At 70.5% G+C, this 16989-nt stretch carries 19 protein-coding genes; 13 read left to right on the top strand and 6 right to left on the bottom strand.

The window, feature by feature from the left end; all coding sequences use genetic code 11:
* Positions 1-2: 2 nt before the first annotated feature.
* Together IEX69_RS06455 and IEX69_RS21070 are read left to right on the top strand one after the other, a co-directional pair.
* Positions 3-698, top strand: coding sequence for a hypothetical protein (locus IEX69_RS06455; RefSeq protein ID WP_157127225.1), 696 nt, complete (start codon positions 3-5; stop codon positions 696-698).
* Positions 699-900: 202 nt separating this feature from the next.
* Positions 901-1026, top strand: a complete 126-nt coding sequence (locus tag IEX69_RS21070) for a hypothetical protein (RefSeq protein ID WP_259420893.1) — start codon at positions 901-903, stop codon at positions 1024-1026.
* Here the strand turns inward: IEX69_RS21070 and IEX69_RS06450 are convergent.
* Positions 1023-1385, bottom strand: coding sequence for an SdpI family protein (locus IEX69_RS06450; protein ID WP_174604472.1), 363 nt, complete (start codon positions 1383-1385; stop codon positions 1023-1025). The genes IEX69_RS21070 and IEX69_RS06450 overlap by 4 nt on opposite strands.
* A 40-nt stretch (positions 1386-1425) precedes the next feature.
* Here IEX69_RS06450 and IEX69_RS06445 point away from each other — a divergent pair, with 40 nt between their 5' ends.
* The 6 genes from IEX69_RS06445 (at position 1426) to IEX69_RS06420 (ending at position 9170) form a co-directional block, all read left to right on the top strand.
* Positions 1426-1773, top strand: a complete 348-nt coding sequence (locus IEX69_RS06445) for a GntR family transcriptional regulator (RefSeq protein ID WP_085020243.1) — start codon at positions 1426-1428, stop codon at positions 1771-1773.
* Positions 1770-2741: a hypothetical protein gene (locus IEX69_RS06440; protein ID WP_085020242.1), complete on the top strand. Its 972-nt coding sequence runs from the start codon at positions 1770-1772 to the stop codon at positions 2739-2741. Before IEX69_RS06445 ends, IEX69_RS06440 begins: the two co-directional genes overlap by 4 nt.
* A gap of 117 nt (positions 2742-2858) precedes the next feature.
* The gene (locus tag IEX69_RS06435) at positions 2859-3095 is read left to right on the top strand and encodes a DUF805 domain-containing protein (protein WP_157127224.1); all 237 of its coding nucleotides are present in this window, start codon (positions 2859-2861) and stop codon (positions 3093-3095) included.
* 32 nt (positions 3096-3127) lie between these two features.
* Positions 3128-4513 carry an HNH endonuclease signature motif containing protein gene (locus IEX69_RS06430; RefSeq protein ID WP_174604471.1) on the top strand — a complete coding sequence of 462 codons (1386 nt, stop codon included), beginning with the start codon at positions 3128-3130 and terminating at the stop codon, positions 4511-4513.
* Between the two features lie 257 nt (positions 4514-4770).
* Positions 4771-8154 carry an Ig-like domain repeat protein gene (locus IEX69_RS06425; RefSeq protein WP_157127223.1) on the top strand — a complete coding sequence of 1128 codons (3384 nt, stop codon included), beginning with the start codon at positions 4771-4773 and terminating at the stop codon, positions 8152-8154.
* A gap of 155 nt (positions 8155-8309) precedes the next feature.
* Positions 8310-9170: a DUF2510 domain-containing protein gene (locus IEX69_RS06420; protein ID WP_157127222.1), complete on the top strand. Its 861-nt coding sequence runs from the start codon at positions 8310-8312 to the stop codon at positions 9168-9170.
* A gap of 19 nt (positions 9171-9189) precedes the next feature.
* Here the strand turns inward: IEX69_RS06420 and IEX69_RS06415 are convergent, their stop codons facing one another.
* Positions 9190-9774 carry a hypothetical protein gene (locus tag IEX69_RS06415; RefSeq protein ID WP_157127221.1) on the bottom strand — a complete coding sequence of 195 codons (585 nt, stop codon included), beginning with the start codon at positions 9772-9774 and terminating at the stop codon, positions 9190-9192.
* A 133-nt stretch (positions 9775-9907) separates the two neighbouring features.
* Here IEX69_RS06415 and IEX69_RS06410 point away from each other — a divergent pair, with 133 nt between their 5' ends.
* The 3 genes from IEX69_RS06410 (at position 9908) to IEX69_RS06400 (ending at position 11028) form a co-directional block, all read left to right on the top strand.
* Positions 9908-10357 carry a hypothetical protein gene (locus IEX69_RS06410; RefSeq protein WP_085020236.1) on the top strand — a complete coding sequence of 150 codons (450 nt, stop codon included), beginning with the start codon at positions 9908-9910 and terminating at the stop codon, positions 10355-10357.
* Positions 10358-10463: 106 nt separating this feature from the next.
* Entirely contained in the window at positions 10464-10766 is a 303-nt protein-coding gene (locus IEX69_RS06405) for a hypothetical protein (RefSeq protein WP_085020235.1), read from the top strand.
* Between the two features lie 31 nt (positions 10767-10797).
* Entirely contained in the window at positions 10798-11028 is a 231-nt protein-coding gene (locus tag IEX69_RS06400; protein ID WP_157127220.1) for a hypothetical protein, read from the top strand.
* Here the strand turns inward: IEX69_RS06400 and IEX69_RS06395 are convergent.
* The gene (locus IEX69_RS06395; protein ID WP_085020233.1) at positions 10988-11515 is read right to left on the bottom strand and encodes a VanZ family protein; all 528 of its coding nucleotides are present in this window, start codon (positions 11513-11515) and stop codon (positions 10988-10990) included. The genes IEX69_RS06400 and IEX69_RS06395 overlap by 41 nt on opposite strands.
* A gap of 416 nt (positions 11516-11931) precedes the next feature.
* Here IEX69_RS06395 and IEX69_RS06390 point away from each other — a divergent pair, with 416 nt between their 5' ends.
* Complete coding sequence (locus IEX69_RS06390) at positions 11932-12399, top strand: acetyltransferase (protein WP_085020232.1); 468 nt, start codon at positions 11932-11934, stop codon at positions 12397-12399.
* A 10-nt stretch (positions 12400-12409) separates the two neighbouring features.
* On the opposite strand, the gene IEX69_RS06385 is transcribed toward IEX69_RS06390, so the two are convergent.
* Together IEX69_RS06385 and IEX69_RS06380 are read right to left on the bottom strand one after the other, a co-directional pair.
* Positions 12410-13591: a sensor histidine kinase gene (locus IEX69_RS06385; RefSeq protein ID WP_085020231.1), complete on the bottom strand. Its 1182-nt coding sequence runs from the start codon at positions 13589-13591 to the stop codon at positions 12410-12412.
* Positions 13588-14238: a response regulator gene (locus IEX69_RS06380; protein WP_085020230.1), complete on the bottom strand. Its 651-nt coding sequence runs from the start codon at positions 14236-14238 to the stop codon at positions 13588-13590. Before IEX69_RS06380 ends, IEX69_RS06385 begins: the two co-directional genes overlap by 4 nt.
* A gap of 150 nt (positions 14239-14388) precedes the next feature.
* On the opposite strand from IEX69_RS06380, the gene IEX69_RS06375 reads away from it, so the two are divergent.
* Positions 14389-16671, top strand: coding sequence for a glycosyl hydrolase family 18 protein (locus IEX69_RS06375; RefSeq protein ID WP_085020229.1), 2283 nt, complete (start codon positions 14389-14391; stop codon positions 16669-16671).
* Positions 16672-16739: 68 nt separating this feature from the next.
* Here IEX69_RS06375 and IEX69_RS06370 read toward each other — a convergent pair whose 3' ends face one another.
* Positions 16740-16943 (bottom strand): cold-shock protein, encoded by a 204-nt coding sequence (locus tag IEX69_RS06370; protein WP_085020228.1) that lies wholly within the window; start codon positions 16941-16943, stop codon positions 16740-16742.
* Between the last annotated feature and the right edge of the window lie 46 nt (positions 16944-16989).

Raw genomic sequence — 16989 nt, 5'->3', positions numbered from 1 at the left:
ACATGAGCGCGCGCGGGGGAGTGCGGCGGGGAGTGGGGCTCGCCGCGATGGTGGCGGCGGGGATGCTCGCCCTCACCGGATGCTTCGTGGTGCCTGTCGCGGACGGCCGCTCGCCGTTCGACGATCCCGGCGGCGCGAGCTTCGACCAGGTCGAAGCGCAGGTGAGCCCGGTCCAGACACTCGTCGACGAGACTCTTCAGTCGACGGGGTGGGCGGCGACGGTCTCGACCGCGCAGGACAACTGCGAAGGCCCGTGCAACCTGCGACTCGGCATCGACATCGTGCCCGAGGTGCAGGCCATCGAGGCCGCGGAGAGGTTCGGGCTCGAGGAGAACCGCGGCGGGTCGTTCGTGATCCCGCTGCCGCCTGAGACATTGAAGGCGCTCATGGAGAAGATCCTGCCGGCGGCGTCGGCCGCGAAGCTCGACGTGAGCTTCATCGGCGAGTGCGCCGACGAGGCGGTCCTCAGGGCCGCCGAGATCTACACCGGCGCCTGCACCGGCCTGATCCCGTCGGCTCAGGCCCTCCTCGGCACGACGGACGACTTCTACCGCGACAGCGTCTTCGACCTGCGGGGGAGCGGCAGCTGGCTCGACGAAGAGCTCATCGTCCAGTCCGGCAGCTACAGCGCCGACGACATCCTCGGCCGGCTGCAGGATGTGCCCAGCGGCACCGAGTCCGGCAGGGCGTTCAGCTAGGAGTGCTTCCGCTCGATCTCCTGCGCGATCGGCTTGATCAGCAGGAAGGCGAGAGCGGCGGTGGCGACGGCGAACCCGATCGCCCGGATGTAGGTCTCGGTGCGGGACATGGCCCCCACGCTATCGAACCGCGCGGGCCCGCCTGTGTAGTACGTCACTGTGCCCGGTGCGGCGTGCGCGGCATCCGGGTATGTTCCGGGCCATGAACGGCGTGGATCTCGACCTGCGGGTGAAGTGTCCTGTGTGCCTGGACGGGTGGGTGTGGGTACGCGACGGCGACGTCGTCTGCGACCACTGCGACGCCGAGTGGGGCGGCAGCGACCACTAGGGCCCCGTCGGGCTCTGCCCTTGCGCCGCGCGACCCTGCGCTCGCGCCGCCCGGCTCGCGGTGACCAGGGTCGCGACGATCGTCGCAATGAACGCGGCGACCACGATGGCCGCCCATGCGGCGGCCGTGGTGCCCGTCGACATCGAGGACCCCACCCCGGCGACGGCGCCGACCGCGAAGCCCGCCCACGCCCATGGCGCAGCAGCCCGGTGGCCGGCCGCCCAGGCCTCCGGGGAGCTCAGCGTCGACCCGATCCGGATGCCGACGACTCGGTTCTTGCTGATCACGCCGCCGGCCGCGAGCTGGAAGAGCACGGCGGCGAGCAGCAGGAGTGCGGGGAACACCACGACGCCGATCATGGTCTCCAGGCTAGTGCATTGTTCTAGTAGCATTGCAAACATGTTCTTTCGGGTGGATCACGCATCCCCGGTCTCGCTGGCCGACCAGATCGCGGTGCAGGTGCGGGCGGGGATCGCATCCGGCGAGCTCAGCCCGGGTGAACGGCTCCCGACCGCCCGCGACCTCGCAGAGGGTCTCCGGGTGAACATGCACACCGTCCTCCGCGCGTACGGGCGGCTGCGCGACGAGGGGACGATCGAGATGCGTCAGGGCCGAGGTGCATGGGTCCGCCCTGAGGCCAACGCCGCCATGGTGCGCATCACGGAGCTGGCCGCGCAGCTCGCGGCCGAGGGTCGCAAGCTCGGCCTCTCTGCACAGGAGCTGACTCGACTGGTGGAGCTGTCGTGAACGCTCGACTGCGGTGGGTGGGCGCTGTCGTCGCCCTCGCCGTGCCCGCTCTGGCGATCGGTGCGACCGGCTTGCTCTGGAGCAGCGCTCTGCGCGGTGATGTCGCGTCCCACTGGTCCGACCTGGGCCCCGCCGACGGCAGTCTTCCCGGCGTCGCCGTCTTCTCCGTCACGTTCGGGGTGGCGATCGCGGCGGTGATCGTCGGTGTGGTCGCCGTGGCTCTTCCGCGCGTCAGCGTGCGCTCCACGCGAGCGGCCCTGTTCTGGATGGGGTCCGTCGGCGCCGTCGCGGCAGGAGGCTGGCTCATCCCGGCCGGGCTCACCGTGCAGGCCGGATCCGCAGAGGGGGCCGTCCTCGGTGGCTGGGTCATCGCGCTGGCCCTGGCGGTCCTCTACGGGGCCGTCCCGTACCTCGTCGCGCCGCGGGACGGACGCCACGACGAGCGCCGGCCCGCCACGCTTGCGACGCCGCTGCGAGCGACCGAGACCGGTGCATGGAGTCGTACGATCACGGCGAAGGTGTTCGTCTACGTCACCGTCCTCGTCGTCGCGATCGCCGCCGCGGTCGAGATCCCGCTCGTGCTCCTCGGCGATCCCGGCGCCGGTGCGGTCTCGCTCGCGATCCTCCTCGCGGCGGCCGTCGTGCTCGCGTCCTTCATCCGGGTGAGGATCACGGTCGACTGGCGCGGACTGCGGATCGTGTCGCTGCTGCTGCGGCTCCCGCTGAAGCGCATCCCGCTCGACATGATCCGCCGCGCCGACGCCGCGGAGCTCAGGGTGGGAGAGTGGGGCGGCTGGGGCTACCGCATCATGCCGGGTCGATCCGCCCTCATCCTCCGCGATGGTCCGGGCCTCGTCGTCACGACGACCGACGACAGGGAGTTCGCCGTCTCGGTGAGCGATCCCGAGGTCCCGGCGGCCCTCCTCAACAGCCTCCGCTCCACCTCTGTCGGTGAGGCCAGGAGCTGACCCGAGCCTGTCCCGCGTCCGTGCCGCTCGGTTGCATCTCGCGCCGAGACGGTGCATCCTGCACGGAGGGGATGGCGACCGGCTACCGCGTCGCCGGAGGATCGGGGGAATGCCGTCGTGGGATCGTTATTGGTGCACCTGCCGTTGATCATCACCATGGCCGTCCTGGCGCTGATCGTCGGGAGCATGATCGCCCTCACCGTCCGGGCCGGCATCGCCGTCCACCGCTCGCGGCGGCTCACGGATGCGGAGCGGACGCTCTGGTACTTCATCCTCGTGTTCGTGCCGGTGGTGGGTGTCATCATCTGGAATGCGGTGGATTCTCGGTCGGGAGACACCTCAGACCTGAGTTGAGCAATGCTCGAATCTGTGTTTGAATGGTACTCATGACCGGTCCTGAGTTCGTCGCCGAGGGTGACCTCGACGACATCGCGGCGCTCGAGGGTGTCTGCGACTCGGGGCGGGAGGTGAGTGCGGCACAGGCTGCTCACCTTCTCCGGCTCGCGCGGTTCGCCCGGCGGCGGTTGACCCACATCCTCGAGACCACCGTCGACACGCCCGAGGCGCAGGAGCGCGCGTGGCGCAATCTCGTGGCCGAGACGGCATGCGCCCTCCATCTGGGCGAGGGGCAGGCGCGCAATCAGATCGATCTCGCCTGGGCGCTCACCTCGCAGCTCACCGCGACGTTCGACGGGCTCACGGTGGGGCGCATCACGCTCGAGCACGCCGAGGTCATCGTCGATCAGTCCGCCACCGTGCCTGAGGTGGCGCGGAGGGAGTTCGAGGCCCGACTCCTCGAGGCCGCGGCGGTCATGTCCCCGCGGCGGCTGCGCGAGGCGGCGAAGCGGCTCCGCGAGCGGCTCCACCCCGAGACGATCGAGGCGCGTCACAGGAAGGCTCGTCAGGAGCGCTCGGTCTGGGTCGACGCCGAGCTCGATGGCATGGCCGTCATCCATCACGTCCTGTCCGCAGAAGACGCGCGGGCCATCCTCGACGCTGTCGAGACCAAGGTCGACCGAGTCCATCGCGGGGGCGACATCCGCTCCGTGGCCGCGCTGCGCAGCGATGTCCTGCGCGACTTCGTGCTCCGCGGCGAGACCTCCCCGGCGGGCGCCAACGACGTGGTGCCCACGGTGGTGGTCACCATCCCGGTCGAGACGCTGATCGGGCTCGACGACCGGCCGGCCGACCTCTCCGGCTACGGCGCGATCGATGCCGAGACCGCGAGGCGGCTGGCCGCGAAGGCGCCGAGCTTCGCGCGGCTCTTCGTCGATCCGATCGACGGCAGTCCTCTGGCGCTCGGTCGCGAGAAGTACCGGCCCACGGCCGACATGCGGCGTGTGGTCGTCCTCGGCGACGAGACCTGCCGCTTCCCGAACTGCGGCCGGCCGGCAATGTACTGCGAGCTCGATCACACCGAGGCCTGGGCCGACGGCGGGCGCACCGATCTCGACAACCTCGCCGCGCTCTGCTCCCGGCACCACCACATCAAGCATGAGGACGGCTGGTCGCTCGAGCAGCTCGAGGGAGGCGTCCTGCGGTGGGTGTCGCCGCTCGGCCGCGTCTACGAGACGGTGCCGAAGGCGCTGTTCGATGCCCAGTACTTCGGGGTCGAGGCGCGTCCGACGCTCGCGACACTTCTCGATGGGGCGCCGGAGTTCGAAGAGGTGCTGCTCGATCCGCTGCCGCCCCCGCTGGTGAGCTTCGACGAGTTCGAGCTCGCCCTCTGCGGCGCCCCTCCGGGCGCGGTCTTCGTCGACGAAACCGCCTGATCGCCGGCGCTCGGGCGCGCGCCGACCCTTTACCCCCGGATGCGGGTCACGGGAAGACCGTGTAGCAGAGATCGATGTTTAGTGCGCGTGAACCTTCTGTTTCGGGTGTGTTTCCGGCTCACCCAAACCCTGTGCAAATTCATAGTCTCGCTGGAGCCGGTTCTCGGCTGCATGCTCCAAGCGCCCCACCTGTCGGTCCACAGCACCTCCGCGGCCGACTGGGCGTCGACTCTGTCTGAACGATCTCGAGGAGAACTGTGTCTACACGCACACACGCGAGGCGGTGGATCGTGGGAGCGGTCGCCGTCGCGCTCGCGCCCGGAATGGCGCTCTCGGCGGCATCCGTCGCCGTGGCCGCTCCGGCGCCCGACCCGGTCGTCGCCTCCGGCAGCGACTGGTCTGTGACCACCACCCCCGGTGGATACCTGGTCGACCTGAAGCTCGACGAGCCGCTTCCCATGGTGAACGACGCGCCGACGATCATCGTCGACGGCGAGCCCCTCGGTCTGGCGCAGGAGTCCGAGGACGGCCTCTCGCTCAGCATCGTCACGAACGACCCTTCGGTCGCCGACGCCACCGACGTGAGCAAGGGCTGGTCGAGCGGTGAGGAGGACAAGGCCTCCGAGACGACGGAGACCCCCGTCACCGAGGAGTCCCCGCAGAGCCGCATCATGACCGAGCAGCTCGACGCGCTCGCTCAGGCCGCCGCCGTGCCCGACCCGTCGACGCTCGGGCAGTACGGCGTCACCGAGGCCGAGTACGACTTCGGAGACCAGGCCATCGCGCTCGCCGCGATCGGCGGCATCCGCGGTGAGATGACCGGCAAGATGTACCTCACCGACGCCACCGGCGAGCGCCCCACCATCGTGCTGCTGCACGGCCGCCACACCTCCTGCTCCGGCCAGGGCGCCAACCCGCTGCGCTGGCCCTGTGGCCCGACGCAGATGAACGTCCGCTCCTACCTCGGCTACGAGGGCACCGCTCGGGCGCTCGCGTCGAACGGCTACAACGTGCTGTCGATCGCGGCCAACTCGGTCAACTCGAACGACAACCAGCTCGCCCTCGACTACGGCGCACAGGCCCGCGGTCAGCTCATCCTCGACACCCTCTCGATGCTCGAGAAGGCCAACGCCGGCGCCGCCGTCTCCTACGACGACATCACGACCGCGACCGACACCGTCCCGAGCGTCACCACCACCCGCACGCTCGACGAGGCGCTCGTCCGCGCCACGACGCGCACCGACCAGCCGGCGGCGCCCTCGGGCGTCACCGCGGCGTCGCTGAAGGGCCGCTTCGACCTCGACCACGTCGGCATCATGGGCCACTCGCGTGGTGGCGAGGGCGTCGTCTCCGCGGCGACCCTCAACCAGGGCCTCGCGAAGCCGTTCGGCATCGAGTCGGTCCTGCCGCTCGCACCGGTCGACTTCGGCCGCATGACGCTGCCGGACGTGCCCACCGCCGTGTTCCTGCCCTACTGCGACGGCGACGTCTCCAACCAGCAGGGCCAGCACTTCATCGACGACTCGCGTCACGCGTTCGACGACAACGTGCTGCGCTCCGCCGTCTGGGTGATGGGTGCGAACCACAACTTCTTCAACACGGTCTGGACGCCCGGTCTCTACCCGGCGGCGACCAGTGACGACTGGTCCACCCGCGACACCACCTCGAGCTGCTCCACCCGCGACTCCACCCGTCTCACCGCGGCACAGCAGTACCAGGTCGGCGTCAGCTACATGACCGGCTTCTTCCGCCTCACGATGGGCGGCGAGACGCAGTTCCAGTCGCTGTTCGACGGATCGGTCAAGCCCTCCACCACGGCGACCTCCTACGCCGACGTGCGCGTGATGGCGACCCAGCCGGCGTCGAGCACCTCGCTCGTGACCGACTTCACCACGAACAACTCGCTCATCCGGGTGTCGGGTGGAGCGACCGCGGCGGTGTGCACCAACCTCTCCGGCCGCACCGTGTCGCAGTCGCTGCCGTTCTGCGCCACCACCAAGGGCTCGTCGCAGGTCCCGCACTGGACGCCCGGCTCGTTCGCTCCGAACGTGCCCGAGTTCCCGACCACGCGGTTCCTGTGGACCGGCGCCTCGACGACCGACCCGTCGGTGCCCAGCACCGGCCAGCTGCGGATCACCGTGCCCGCCGACTACCGCGATCTCAGCACCCGGTCGCAGATCACGCTGAAGACCGCCCCCGACGAGTCCGTGCCCAGCGGCACCGACTTCACCATCACGGTGGTCGACGGAACGGGTGCGACCTACCAGGTCGCCGCATCCGCTCTGAACCCCCTGGCGATCAACCGGATGCCCGGAGGCACCAACACCACGCTGAACAAGATCGTGCTGCAGCAGCTCACGATCCCCACGTCGACCATCACCGGGATCGACCTGCGCGACGTCCGCGAGATCCGTCTCACGGCGGGCGTGGGTGCCGACGGCACGGGCACCGGTGGGGTCTACCTGTCGGATCTCGCCTTCGACACCCCGTCGGTCGGCACCCCCGTGGTGCAGACGCGGACCACGGTGAACATCGCGCCGACCGCGGTCGAGGAGGGCTCGGGCCCGGGCTCCGCCGAGGTCGCGGCCTACCTCAGCCGTGCCGACACGAAGCCGGTCACCGGGTACGTCAGCGTGCTCGGATCGGCCTCGGGAGCGGTCGGCATCGGGATGGAGAAGGTCACCTTCCAGCCCGGCGAGACCTGCAAGACCGTCACGGTCGCCACCCTCGGCAACAGCGCCGCCTCCGACAAGGGCAGCACCAACTTCAAGGTGAGCGCCACGAACACGAGCAACGCGGTGATGGGGGCCCAGGCCTTCAACAACCTCACGGTTCGCGAGGACGACGGCACGACGGGCACCGAGATCCCGCCGGTCGGCATCCAGGGCGACGCGTGCGCCGAGTACGAGGCCTCGCTCGCTCCGGTGCCCCTCGCCGTCGACAAGGAGGCCGTCGCACCCGGTGACTCGTTCACCGTGACCGCGTCCGGCTTCCGCGTCGGAGAGGCCGTCCTGTTCGGCTTCGCGGGTGCCGACCTCGGAGTCGTGATCGCCGACGACGCCGGCGCGGCCACCTGGACCGTCAACGTCCCGGTGAACTCGACGCTCGGTGCAGCGGACGTGACCGCTCTCGGCGCCGGCTCCAAGCGCGACGCACGGGCTGCGGTGTCGGTGCTCGCACCGACGACCACCGTCCTCGCCGCGCCGACGTCGTCCACCGAGGGTGACGAGGTCGCCTTCGCGGCCACCGTGACCGGCGCCGACGTCGAGGGCACCGTCTCCTTCACCGAGGGCGACACCGTGCTCGGCACGGCGGACGTGGTCGACGGCGTCGCGACGTTCCGCTACGCGGGGCTCGCGGTCGGTGAGCACACCGTGGTCGCCTCCTTCGGGCAGACGGCCACCGCGTTCGCGTCGGTCTCCGACCCGGTCGTGATCACCGTCGCCGCCGCGCCGGTGCCGTCGCCCACCGCCTCGCCCACCCCCGGGGGGAACGCGGTCCCGGCCGGCACGGGTTCGTCGTCGGGCGACCTCGCCTCGACCGGACTCAACGTGTCGCTGTGGATCCTTGGCTCGATCCTGGTCCTCGGAGCCGGCGCCTCCATCCTCGTGATGGTCCGCCGCCGTCGGGTGACCGAGTAGCGACGATACGGCGGGCCTGACCCGCCGACACGAGGGGCCGCGACCCCGCTCGAGCTCCCACGGCTCGAGCGGGGCGCGGCCCCTTCGTGCGTCCCCGGTCCGACTCCGGGCCGATCACGCTACGGTCGAAGGGACGGTTCATGGGGAGGTCGCGGATGGGCGCAGCGCCTGGGTGGTACGACGCAGGGACGCCGGGGCGTCTCCGCTGGTGGGACGGCACGCAGTGGAGCGAGCACGAGCGCGACGCTGCCGCGGTCGCTCCGGCGCCCACCCCGGCGTCGGGGCAGGGCGCTCAGACGGGGCCGGTGATGGGCTGGTACCAGCCCGCCTCCGGGCCCGTACGCTGGTGGGACGGCCAGAAGTGGACCGGCATGCGCTTCCGGAAGGACGGTCGGCCCGGGGTCGACTGGGCCAACTCCGAGCAGCCCGGCGCGGCCTGGGCGTTCGCGATCATCTTCCTCGGCCTCGCCGTCTTCCAGTTCGTCCTCGGAACGCTCGCGCAGTCCGTGAACTTCAGCGGCGCGGGGACGATGCTGCTCGCCATCCTGTGGCTCTCCATCGCGATCACGAGCAGTGCGGTGCGGCGCATCCCGGCGCCGACCGGTGCGCCGCTGGTGACCGACATCGTGCGTCCGCTGCCCGGCGAGCAGGAGGGGCCCGGGGCCGGCTGGTATCAGGTGGCATCCACCACGAGTCGCTGGTGGACCGGAGCCCGCTGGAGCCAGTACGTCCAGAGTCGGTTCGGCGTGCGACCCACCTTCCACGGGCCGCGGTCGTACCGCGTCTACGTCTGGCTCTCGTGGGGGATGGTCGTGTTCGGTGTGCTCCTGCTCATTGTCGGGATCGTCCTGATGTCCCTCGGCGCGGGCGCGTCGGACTACGGTCTCACCACTGTGGTCGGCGTGGTCGCGCTCCTCGGCGGGATCCTGTTCGGCGTGCTCGGGGGAGTCCTGCTCGCCTTCTCCCCGATGCAGCGGCGGATGCTCCTGGTCCCTGCCGCCCCGCCCGCGGCCTGAGCGGCCTGAGCCGGATCGGTCACGTGCTCCAGGTCAGGGGTGCGTAGCCCTCGAGGGTGTAGCCGTCGCACCCCGGCTCCCGGTCGTCGACGGTCTCGGGCACGGTGTAGATCGCGGCGGTGACGTAGGAGTCGAGCGGCGCGATCGGTGGAACGTGTTCGATCGGGGTGAGGCCCACATCCTGGTCGCCGGCCGCTTGGATCTCCGGCGAGGCCATCGCGAGGCTCGGGCCGAAGCAGGTGGAGCCGTCCTCGACGGTGTCGACGATGATGGCCGCGTAGATGCCCCCGAACGTCGGGGCGGCGTCAGTGGCGAAGTCCCTCAGCTCGAGCGTGAGCCAGCCGTCGTCGTGGATCACGATGTCGACCGTCCCACTCGTCGCGCCTGCGGCGGAGTGCCAGGTCCCGGAGGCGTGATCGGTCGGTACCGGTGTGGGCGTCGGCGTGAGGTCAGGGTCGGCGGTCGCGGTCGCGGTCGCGGTCGTGGTCGCTGCCGTGCTGTCGGAGTCCTGTGCTGCGTCACCGCCCGTACCAACGCATCCGAAGAGCGACATCGCCACGAGACCTGCTGCGACGATCCCCCCGAACCGGGTCTGCCTCCTCATGTCCCCACGCTAGGTCAGCGCCCGCACGGGCACAGTTCCCCGGTCACCCGACATGTGGGCCGTTGGGAGGACTGTGCGGAGGCGAGCTTCTTCCTAGGGTGAGGGGATGTGACCGACTCCTCGTCCCGCGATCATGGCCGGGATCGTCCTCACCCTCGTCGTCGGTCTCGCCGGGTGCACGGCGAGCGGGGCTGCGGAGCAGTCCGGCCCGAGGCCGCTGCCGGACGGCGGCTTCTTCACGACGATCCCGCAGACGACGAACCAGCCCAGCGACCCGCCGCTCCCGAGCGACTACGACCAGTCGACGAACAGTGCCCTCACCCCGGAGGAGGCCTCGCTCAACCAGCTGTGGTCGGCGGCGAACTGGGAGGTGGGCGCCGACGCCGAGCCCAGCGACATCGGACATGCGGGCGGCCTACGGGACTTCGCGGCGGCCATCACCGCCCGCTGCTATCCGGTCCGCTCGGCCGATCAGGTCGCCGAGCTGGAGGACCTCCGCACCCACTACGAGTCCCTCACCGGCGACGAGGCCTTCCGCGCCGCGCAGGCCTACTTCGCCCGCGCCACCGCCCTCTGCATGTGACCCGGGGTCAGCGCTCCAGCCGCCGGATCGAGCGAGCGCGCGCAGCCGAAGCGACGACACACCGCTCACGTTTCCACATTCGAACATGTGTTCTATTCTCGTGCGCATGGGATGGCATCCGCGACAAGACCTCCGGCCCACGGAGTACCTCTACAACCTGCCCGGCACCACGCGGCCGTACGCCATCATCCGGCTCGTCGAGGTGCGGGCGGGGGAGCAGCGGGTGACGCGGTGGCGCGCCGTCACCTATGAGGAGCCGCGCGTCCTGATCGGGGAGGGGTACTGGCCGGGGCTCGACACCTGCGTCGAGGTCGTGCACCGCTTCGCGGTCCGGGAGGGGGCGCACGCGCCCGACATCCGTTCTGTGCATCCGGATGCACACGGCCGGCCGCCCGGTGGCGGTCGCTGACGTGGCGCACTGGAGCCCGCGGAGGCAGCTCGTGCGCACGGGAGAGCACGAGTGGCTCATGCGCGACGGCGCCGATCGCATCGCGATCGTCCGGGCGGTGCGGATGCGCGGTCGCGTCCACTTCCGCGCGGTCACCTGGGCGGCCGAATCGGAGGGTCGGCACCTGCTCGGCTACTTCCCCGACCTCGACTCGCTCGCCGCGATCGTGTGGCGCGAGTGGCTCATCGCCCACGGGAGGTCGACGGACCTGCCCCCTCGATGACCTCGCGCCGCGGTCCATCGCCCGGCGGCGATGCGGAGCCCGGAGAGCCCTTCTCGAGAGCGCGTACCCGCAGCGTCTGCAGGATCACGGCACCGATGAGCGACCCGATGACCCCACCGGTCGTGTTCGCGATGACGTCGTCGAAGGTGGCGTAGCGGCTGGGCAGGAACAGGCCCTGGAACGTCTCGATCGTCCCGGAGAGGGCGAAGCAGGCGGCCATCGCCACCCACCACCAGCGCCGGCCGAGCCACAGGGCGAGCAGGATGCCGAGGGGGATGAACATCGCGATGTTCGCGGTGTACTCGATGTGGCCGTACTTCACGAACGTGAAGAGGTCGCGGTCGTGGAGGGCGCGGAGGACGTTCTGGATGGTGCCCCGCGAATCGCGATCGACCGGGGTGGGCCACGTGACGATCACCAGCACGGCGACGATGTACCCGAGGAGCGCGACGAGAGCGAAGCGCTGTGTGCGGGGGAACTCTCGCATCCTGCGGCCTCTCGTCGCTCGTCCCGGTCATGACGGTCGGAGGCATCGCTGCCCGCGTGGGTCCTGCGAGTCTAACCATCCGTCGTGCGATCGGCCGAGGAAATCCCCGGGTAGGGCCTGTAAGCGGACTGACAGCATGCCTGCGGGCGGGATCTCCGCTCTCGCAGTACGCTGAGCCCACCTGCTCCACCTCGATGACGATGTGACCCGGAGGAGTGCCCCGTGCCGCTCTCGACCCGACTCCGCTTGATCATGCTGACCGCCGCCGGTGCGGTGGGCTCCGCCGCCGTCCTCGGCGGGATCGCACTGCTGCGCGCCTTCTGACGCGACGGCACTGCGCCGGACGGTGAGGCCGCCTCGCCGTCCCGATACGATGGTCGGCTCGCCCCATCCGAACCTTCCTCAGGAGCGTCATCGTGTCCGGACCCCGAATCCGCCCATCGACCGGGCCCGCAGAGCTCCCCGAGCTCGTGGCCATCTGGCGCACCGCCGTCGCGGCCACGCATCACTTCCTCTCCGATCCCGACCGAGCCGAGATCGAGTCCAGGCTCGAGTCGGACTACCTGCCCGCGGTCGATCTGTCGGTGGCGGAGCGCGACGGCCACCCGGTCGGATTCTCCGGCGTGCTCGACGGTCGGCTGGAGATGCTCTTCGTGGCTGCGGACGAGCGCGGGAGCGGCGTCGGCACCGCCTTGCTGCGCCATGCGATCCACGAGAGGAGCGTCACCGAGGTCGACGTCAACGAGCAGAACGCCTCCGCGACCGGGTTCTACCTCAGCCGCGGTTTCGACGTCGTCGGTCGCAGCGAGACCGACGACGCAGGTCGTCCCTACCCGCTGCTCCACCTGCGTCTCAGGGACTCGCAGGGGGCGACCGAGGGCTGAGCGGCAGGGCTCACGGTGCGGTGGCGGGCTCCACGTCGACCGGGACGACGGCGGTGAGCGTCGCACCGCCGAGACCCGTCGACCGGGTCAGCACGAGCGATCCGCCGAGCAGGTCGAGGTGCCGGCGCAGGCGATCCAGACCCGACCACGAGGCCTCGGCGGCCGGCCCCGATCCGTCGTCGTCGACCACCAGTCGCGCCCGGGTCGGGGTCTCGAACTCAAGGTCCACCGTCACCGACGACGCACCGCCGTGGCGGAGCGCGTTGCTCAGAGCCTCCTCGGCCGTCCGCACCAGCAGCAGTCGCGTGCTCGGCGGCAGGGTCGCCCGCGCGTCGAGGGCTCGGGCGCTGTCGTGGAAGCGGGTCTCCACCGCGATGTGAGCGGGAAGCCGCATGACGAGCGCGGTGAGCGCGGGATCGAGGCCGCGATCGAGGTCGACCGGGTAGAGCACGCCGCTGAGGCTGCGCAGCTCGCGTTCCCGCAGGTCGCGCACCGTGCCCGACGCGCGCCGGATGCGGGCGGCCTCGCTCGGCTCGACGCGGGTCGCCACGTCGTCGAGCTCGGCCTCGAGCATCACGAAGACGCTCTGGACGCTGCCGTGGATGCCCTGGGCCACCTCGCGGCGCACGCGCAGCTCCTCCTCCTGCAGCTCCCGATAGGCGAGGACGGTCTCGAGCTGGCTCTGCACACGCTCCCGCTCGCCCGCACGCAGGCGACGCCACACGCCCACCATCGCAAAGCCGATGAGCATGGTGACCAGGCACGCGGCGCTGGTCGTGACGATCTCCGCGAACGCCACCCATGCGGTCCGATCGGCATAGACCCCGGTCGCCAGCTGGACCAGAGCCCGCACGAGAGCGCACCCGACCACGATGAGGACGCTCTGCAGGACCGCGATCGGAAGGGAGCGCCGCTCGGGTCGCAGGGTCGCGACGAGCGCGAGCATGAGGCCCACGGTCGTCACGTTGATCAGGCCGCGCACCAGGAGCTCCGCCACGGGAGCCGACGGCACTCCCCGGAGCGTCGCCGAGTACACGCCCATCGCGAGCACGGACTGCACCGAGGTCGCGACGGCGAAGAGGAGCCCGATGGTCGCCGTGACGGTGAGCATCACGCGCGCGTCCTGGCGAGAGTCGCGGTCGGCCCAGGCCCTCCTCACGCCCGACGTCCAGGCGAACGCGTGGACGGTCACCGTGAGTGCTCGACGAACATCAGAGCCGCCTGCACCCGGGGGTTGCGCTGATCGGTGGCCGCGAGCCCGAGCGCGCCGTAGATCGCGTTGACATGGTTGTCGGCGGAGCGGCTCGCGATGCCGAGCTGCTCCGCGATCGCCATGTTCGTCATGCCCGACGCGAGCAGTGACAGCACCTCGCGCTGCCGGTCGGTGAGCGACTCGAGCGGGCTGCCGGCCCTCGGTTCCCGGACGGCGGCGAGCGACGGGTCGATGACCGTGCGTCCGGCGTGCGAGGCCTGGAGCGAGGCGACCAGCGACCCCGCCGAGAGCGCCGACGTCTTCGACAGGTAGCTCCACCCGGCGGCATCGCGTCGATCGAGCTGCAGCATCCGGTGGAGAGCGTCGACCGCCGAGAGGATCACGATGCCCACGCTGGGGTTCGCCGCCCGGAAGGCGGACCCGACGTCGAACCCGTCGCCGTCGCCGAGGTCGAGGTCGACGAGCGCCACGTCGAAGCCGTGGGGGTCGAGCGTACGCGCATCCTGAGCGGTCGCGGCGGAGCCGACGACCGCGATGCCGGGGGCGGCGTGGAGCAGCCCGACGAGCATCTGCCGGTACAGCGGCTGATCCTCGACCACGACGACACGCACGCCTCTGCCGCTCATGCCCTCATCCTCTCACTCGACGGGTGTCGTTCTCCACGCCCAAACGGGTGGTATTACTCGGATGTGGTGCGCGATCCGCCGATCTAGGCCAGGATGCCGTCGAGGTGCGCTCCGCTTCGTGAGCCACCCGCTCCGCGAGAGAGGGGACTCGTGAACCGACGACTTCTACCCGCCGGCGTCATCGCTGCGGCGGCGCTGCTCATCCCGACCCTGGCCTCGGCGCCGGCCTCGGCGCTCGCCCCGGCCGCTCCGGCGGCTCCGACTGCCGTGCCGGCCGACGCCTCCTCGCTGCAGCCCCTCGCGCGCTGCCAGATGCCCACCCCGCCCGACGTCGACTTCAGCGAGGGCTATAGCCTGGGGCGCGAGGCCATGCCCGCCACCGGCACGGGGAGGATCACCACCCTCTACGTCGACTTCCCGGACGCTCCGGGCGACGACGCGGCGCTCGCCGGCTACGAGGACGCCCTCGACGGCGGACAGCAGAGCGTCTCCGAGCTCTCGGAGGGCAAGCTCCAGCTCGACCGCACGGCCGACGAGGCGTGGGCGGAGATGCCGTACCCGACCGCCCACTACGGCATCGGCACCGATGACGAGCTCTCGGACGAGCTGCTTGCGGATGCGGTCGCCGCGACCGACGCGGTCGTCGACTTCTCCCAGACGGATGCGATCTGGCTGGTCTTCGAGTCCAGCGCCGTGACCGGCGACGTCCGCAGCCACGCGATGAACGACGCCACCGTCACCGCCGACGGACGGACGCTCAACCGTGCCGTGCTCTTCTCGACCGCCGACCTCGGCCCCACGGCCGAGCTCAGCCCTGCCTGGGTCGTGGCGCACGAGAACGGGCACACCCTCGGGCTCGCCGACCTCTACTTCAACGACACGAGCGCGGGTGACGCCTCCCGCGGCACCGGCCCGTTCGACCTCATGGGCTACCTCGACGACGACGGCTCCCGCGAGCTGCTCGCCTGGAACCAGTGGCGGCTCGGCTGGCTCGCGGACGACGCCGTGTCGTGCCTCCGTCCCGGGAAGACGACCACGCTGGAGCTCGGCGCCGTCGAGGACTCGGCGACGGCGGGCGTCGCGCTGATCCGCCTGTCGGCCAGCACCGTCCTCGCGGTGGAGTCGCGCCGGTCCGTCGGCATCGACGCCGCCAGCACGGCTGCCGAGGGCGCGCTCGTGTACCGGATCGACGCCTCGGTGCCCTCCGGCGACGGGCCCGTCGAGGTCCAGTTCGCCGACGGCGCCGCACCGCAGGTCCGAGACGCAGCGACGATCTCGGCCGCACCGCTCCAGCCCGGCGACACCTACACCGACGAGTCCGGCGTGACCGTCACCGTCGACTCGGCCGACGCGGCAGGAGACACGATCACGGTCGACACGAACGCTCTCGTGCACACCGACACGAAGCGCACCATCGCGTACTACCAGACGTCGCGTGTCGACAACAACGTGAACAACCCGTACATCTCGCCGCTGCCGCTCACCACCGAGCACACCGGCACCGACTACGTCATCCTCGCCGCGATCAAGCTCAAGCCGGAAAAGGTGATCCTCAACGATCACACTCCCGACGACCCTTACTACACCCCCGTGTGGGCCGACCTCGCTGCGATGCAGCAGCAGGGCGTGCGGGTGATCGGGATGATCGGGGGTGACCAGAATCCCTCGTGGCAGACGCTCAGCACGGACTTCGACGTGCAGTACGGCCGGCTGAAGGAGCTCATCGTCAAGCACCATCTCGACGGCATCGACCTCGACGTGGAGACGCCGACGGCGATCGAGGTCGTCGAGCTCGTCATCGACTCGCTGCGCAACGACTTCGGGCCGACGTTCCTCATCACCCTGTCGCCCGTGGCGCGGGGCATGGAAGGAGAGATCGACGGTCTCTCCCAACTCGATTACGACCAGCTCTACGAGGACCGAGGCGAGGACATCGACTGGTTCAACCTGCAGACGTACTGCGGGTGGGGCGAGCCGACCGAGGAGTACTTCTCGAAGGTGATCGCCTACCAGGCCGGAGTCGGAGGCGCCCCGGCGTCGAAGCTCGTGATGGGAGTGCTCTCGAACCCGATCAACTGCCCCGGGGGCAACGGCTGGATCGGATTGCGACCCCTGCTCGAGGAGGTCGACGACCTGGCCGCCAAGCATGCGGACTTCGGGGGTGTCGCGACGTGGGAGTACTACAACTCCGACCCGGGCGGCACGTCGGCTCCCTGGCGGCTGAACGGCCTCCTGACGGACGCGATGAACGGAATCCTGCCGCCAGACCCCGGCCCGGAGCCGACACCCGTCCCCGGTGCAGGATCGAGCACGCTCGCGGCGACCGGCTCCGGATACGACCCCGGCCCCGTCGCACTGTTGGCGCTGCTGGCGCTCGCCCTGGGGGCAGGCTCGTTCGGCGCGATCACGCGGAGGCGACGCGCCCGGGGCTGAGACCCGACGACGAAGGGCCCGAGACCACCATCGCGGTGGCTCGGGCCCTCTCGTGCGAAGGACTCAGATCAGAGCGGACGGACGTTCGCGGCCTGGAGACCCTTGCGGCCCGGCTCGGTGTCGAACTCGACCTGCTGGTTCTCCTCGAGCGTTCGGAAGCCGCTCGTCGCGATCGCGGAGAAGTGCACGAACACGTCGGGCGTGCCGTCGGCCGGGGCGATGAACCCGAAGCCCTTCTCCTGGTTGAACCATTTCACAGTGCCCGTTGCCATACCGACTCCTTCAAGCGGTCTCTCGACTTCTCAGCCGCGGTGAAGA

Origin of the sequence: Cnuibacter physcomitrellae, from assembly GCF_014640535.1 — a bacterium.
GTDB classification, from domain to species: domain Bacteria; phylum Actinomycetota; class Actinomycetes; order Actinomycetales; family Microbacteriaceae; genus Cnuibacter; species Cnuibacter physcomitrellae.
The sequence above is the reverse complement of the archived record's forward strand: the minus strand, read 5'-3'. Positions and strand labels throughout refer to the sequence as shown.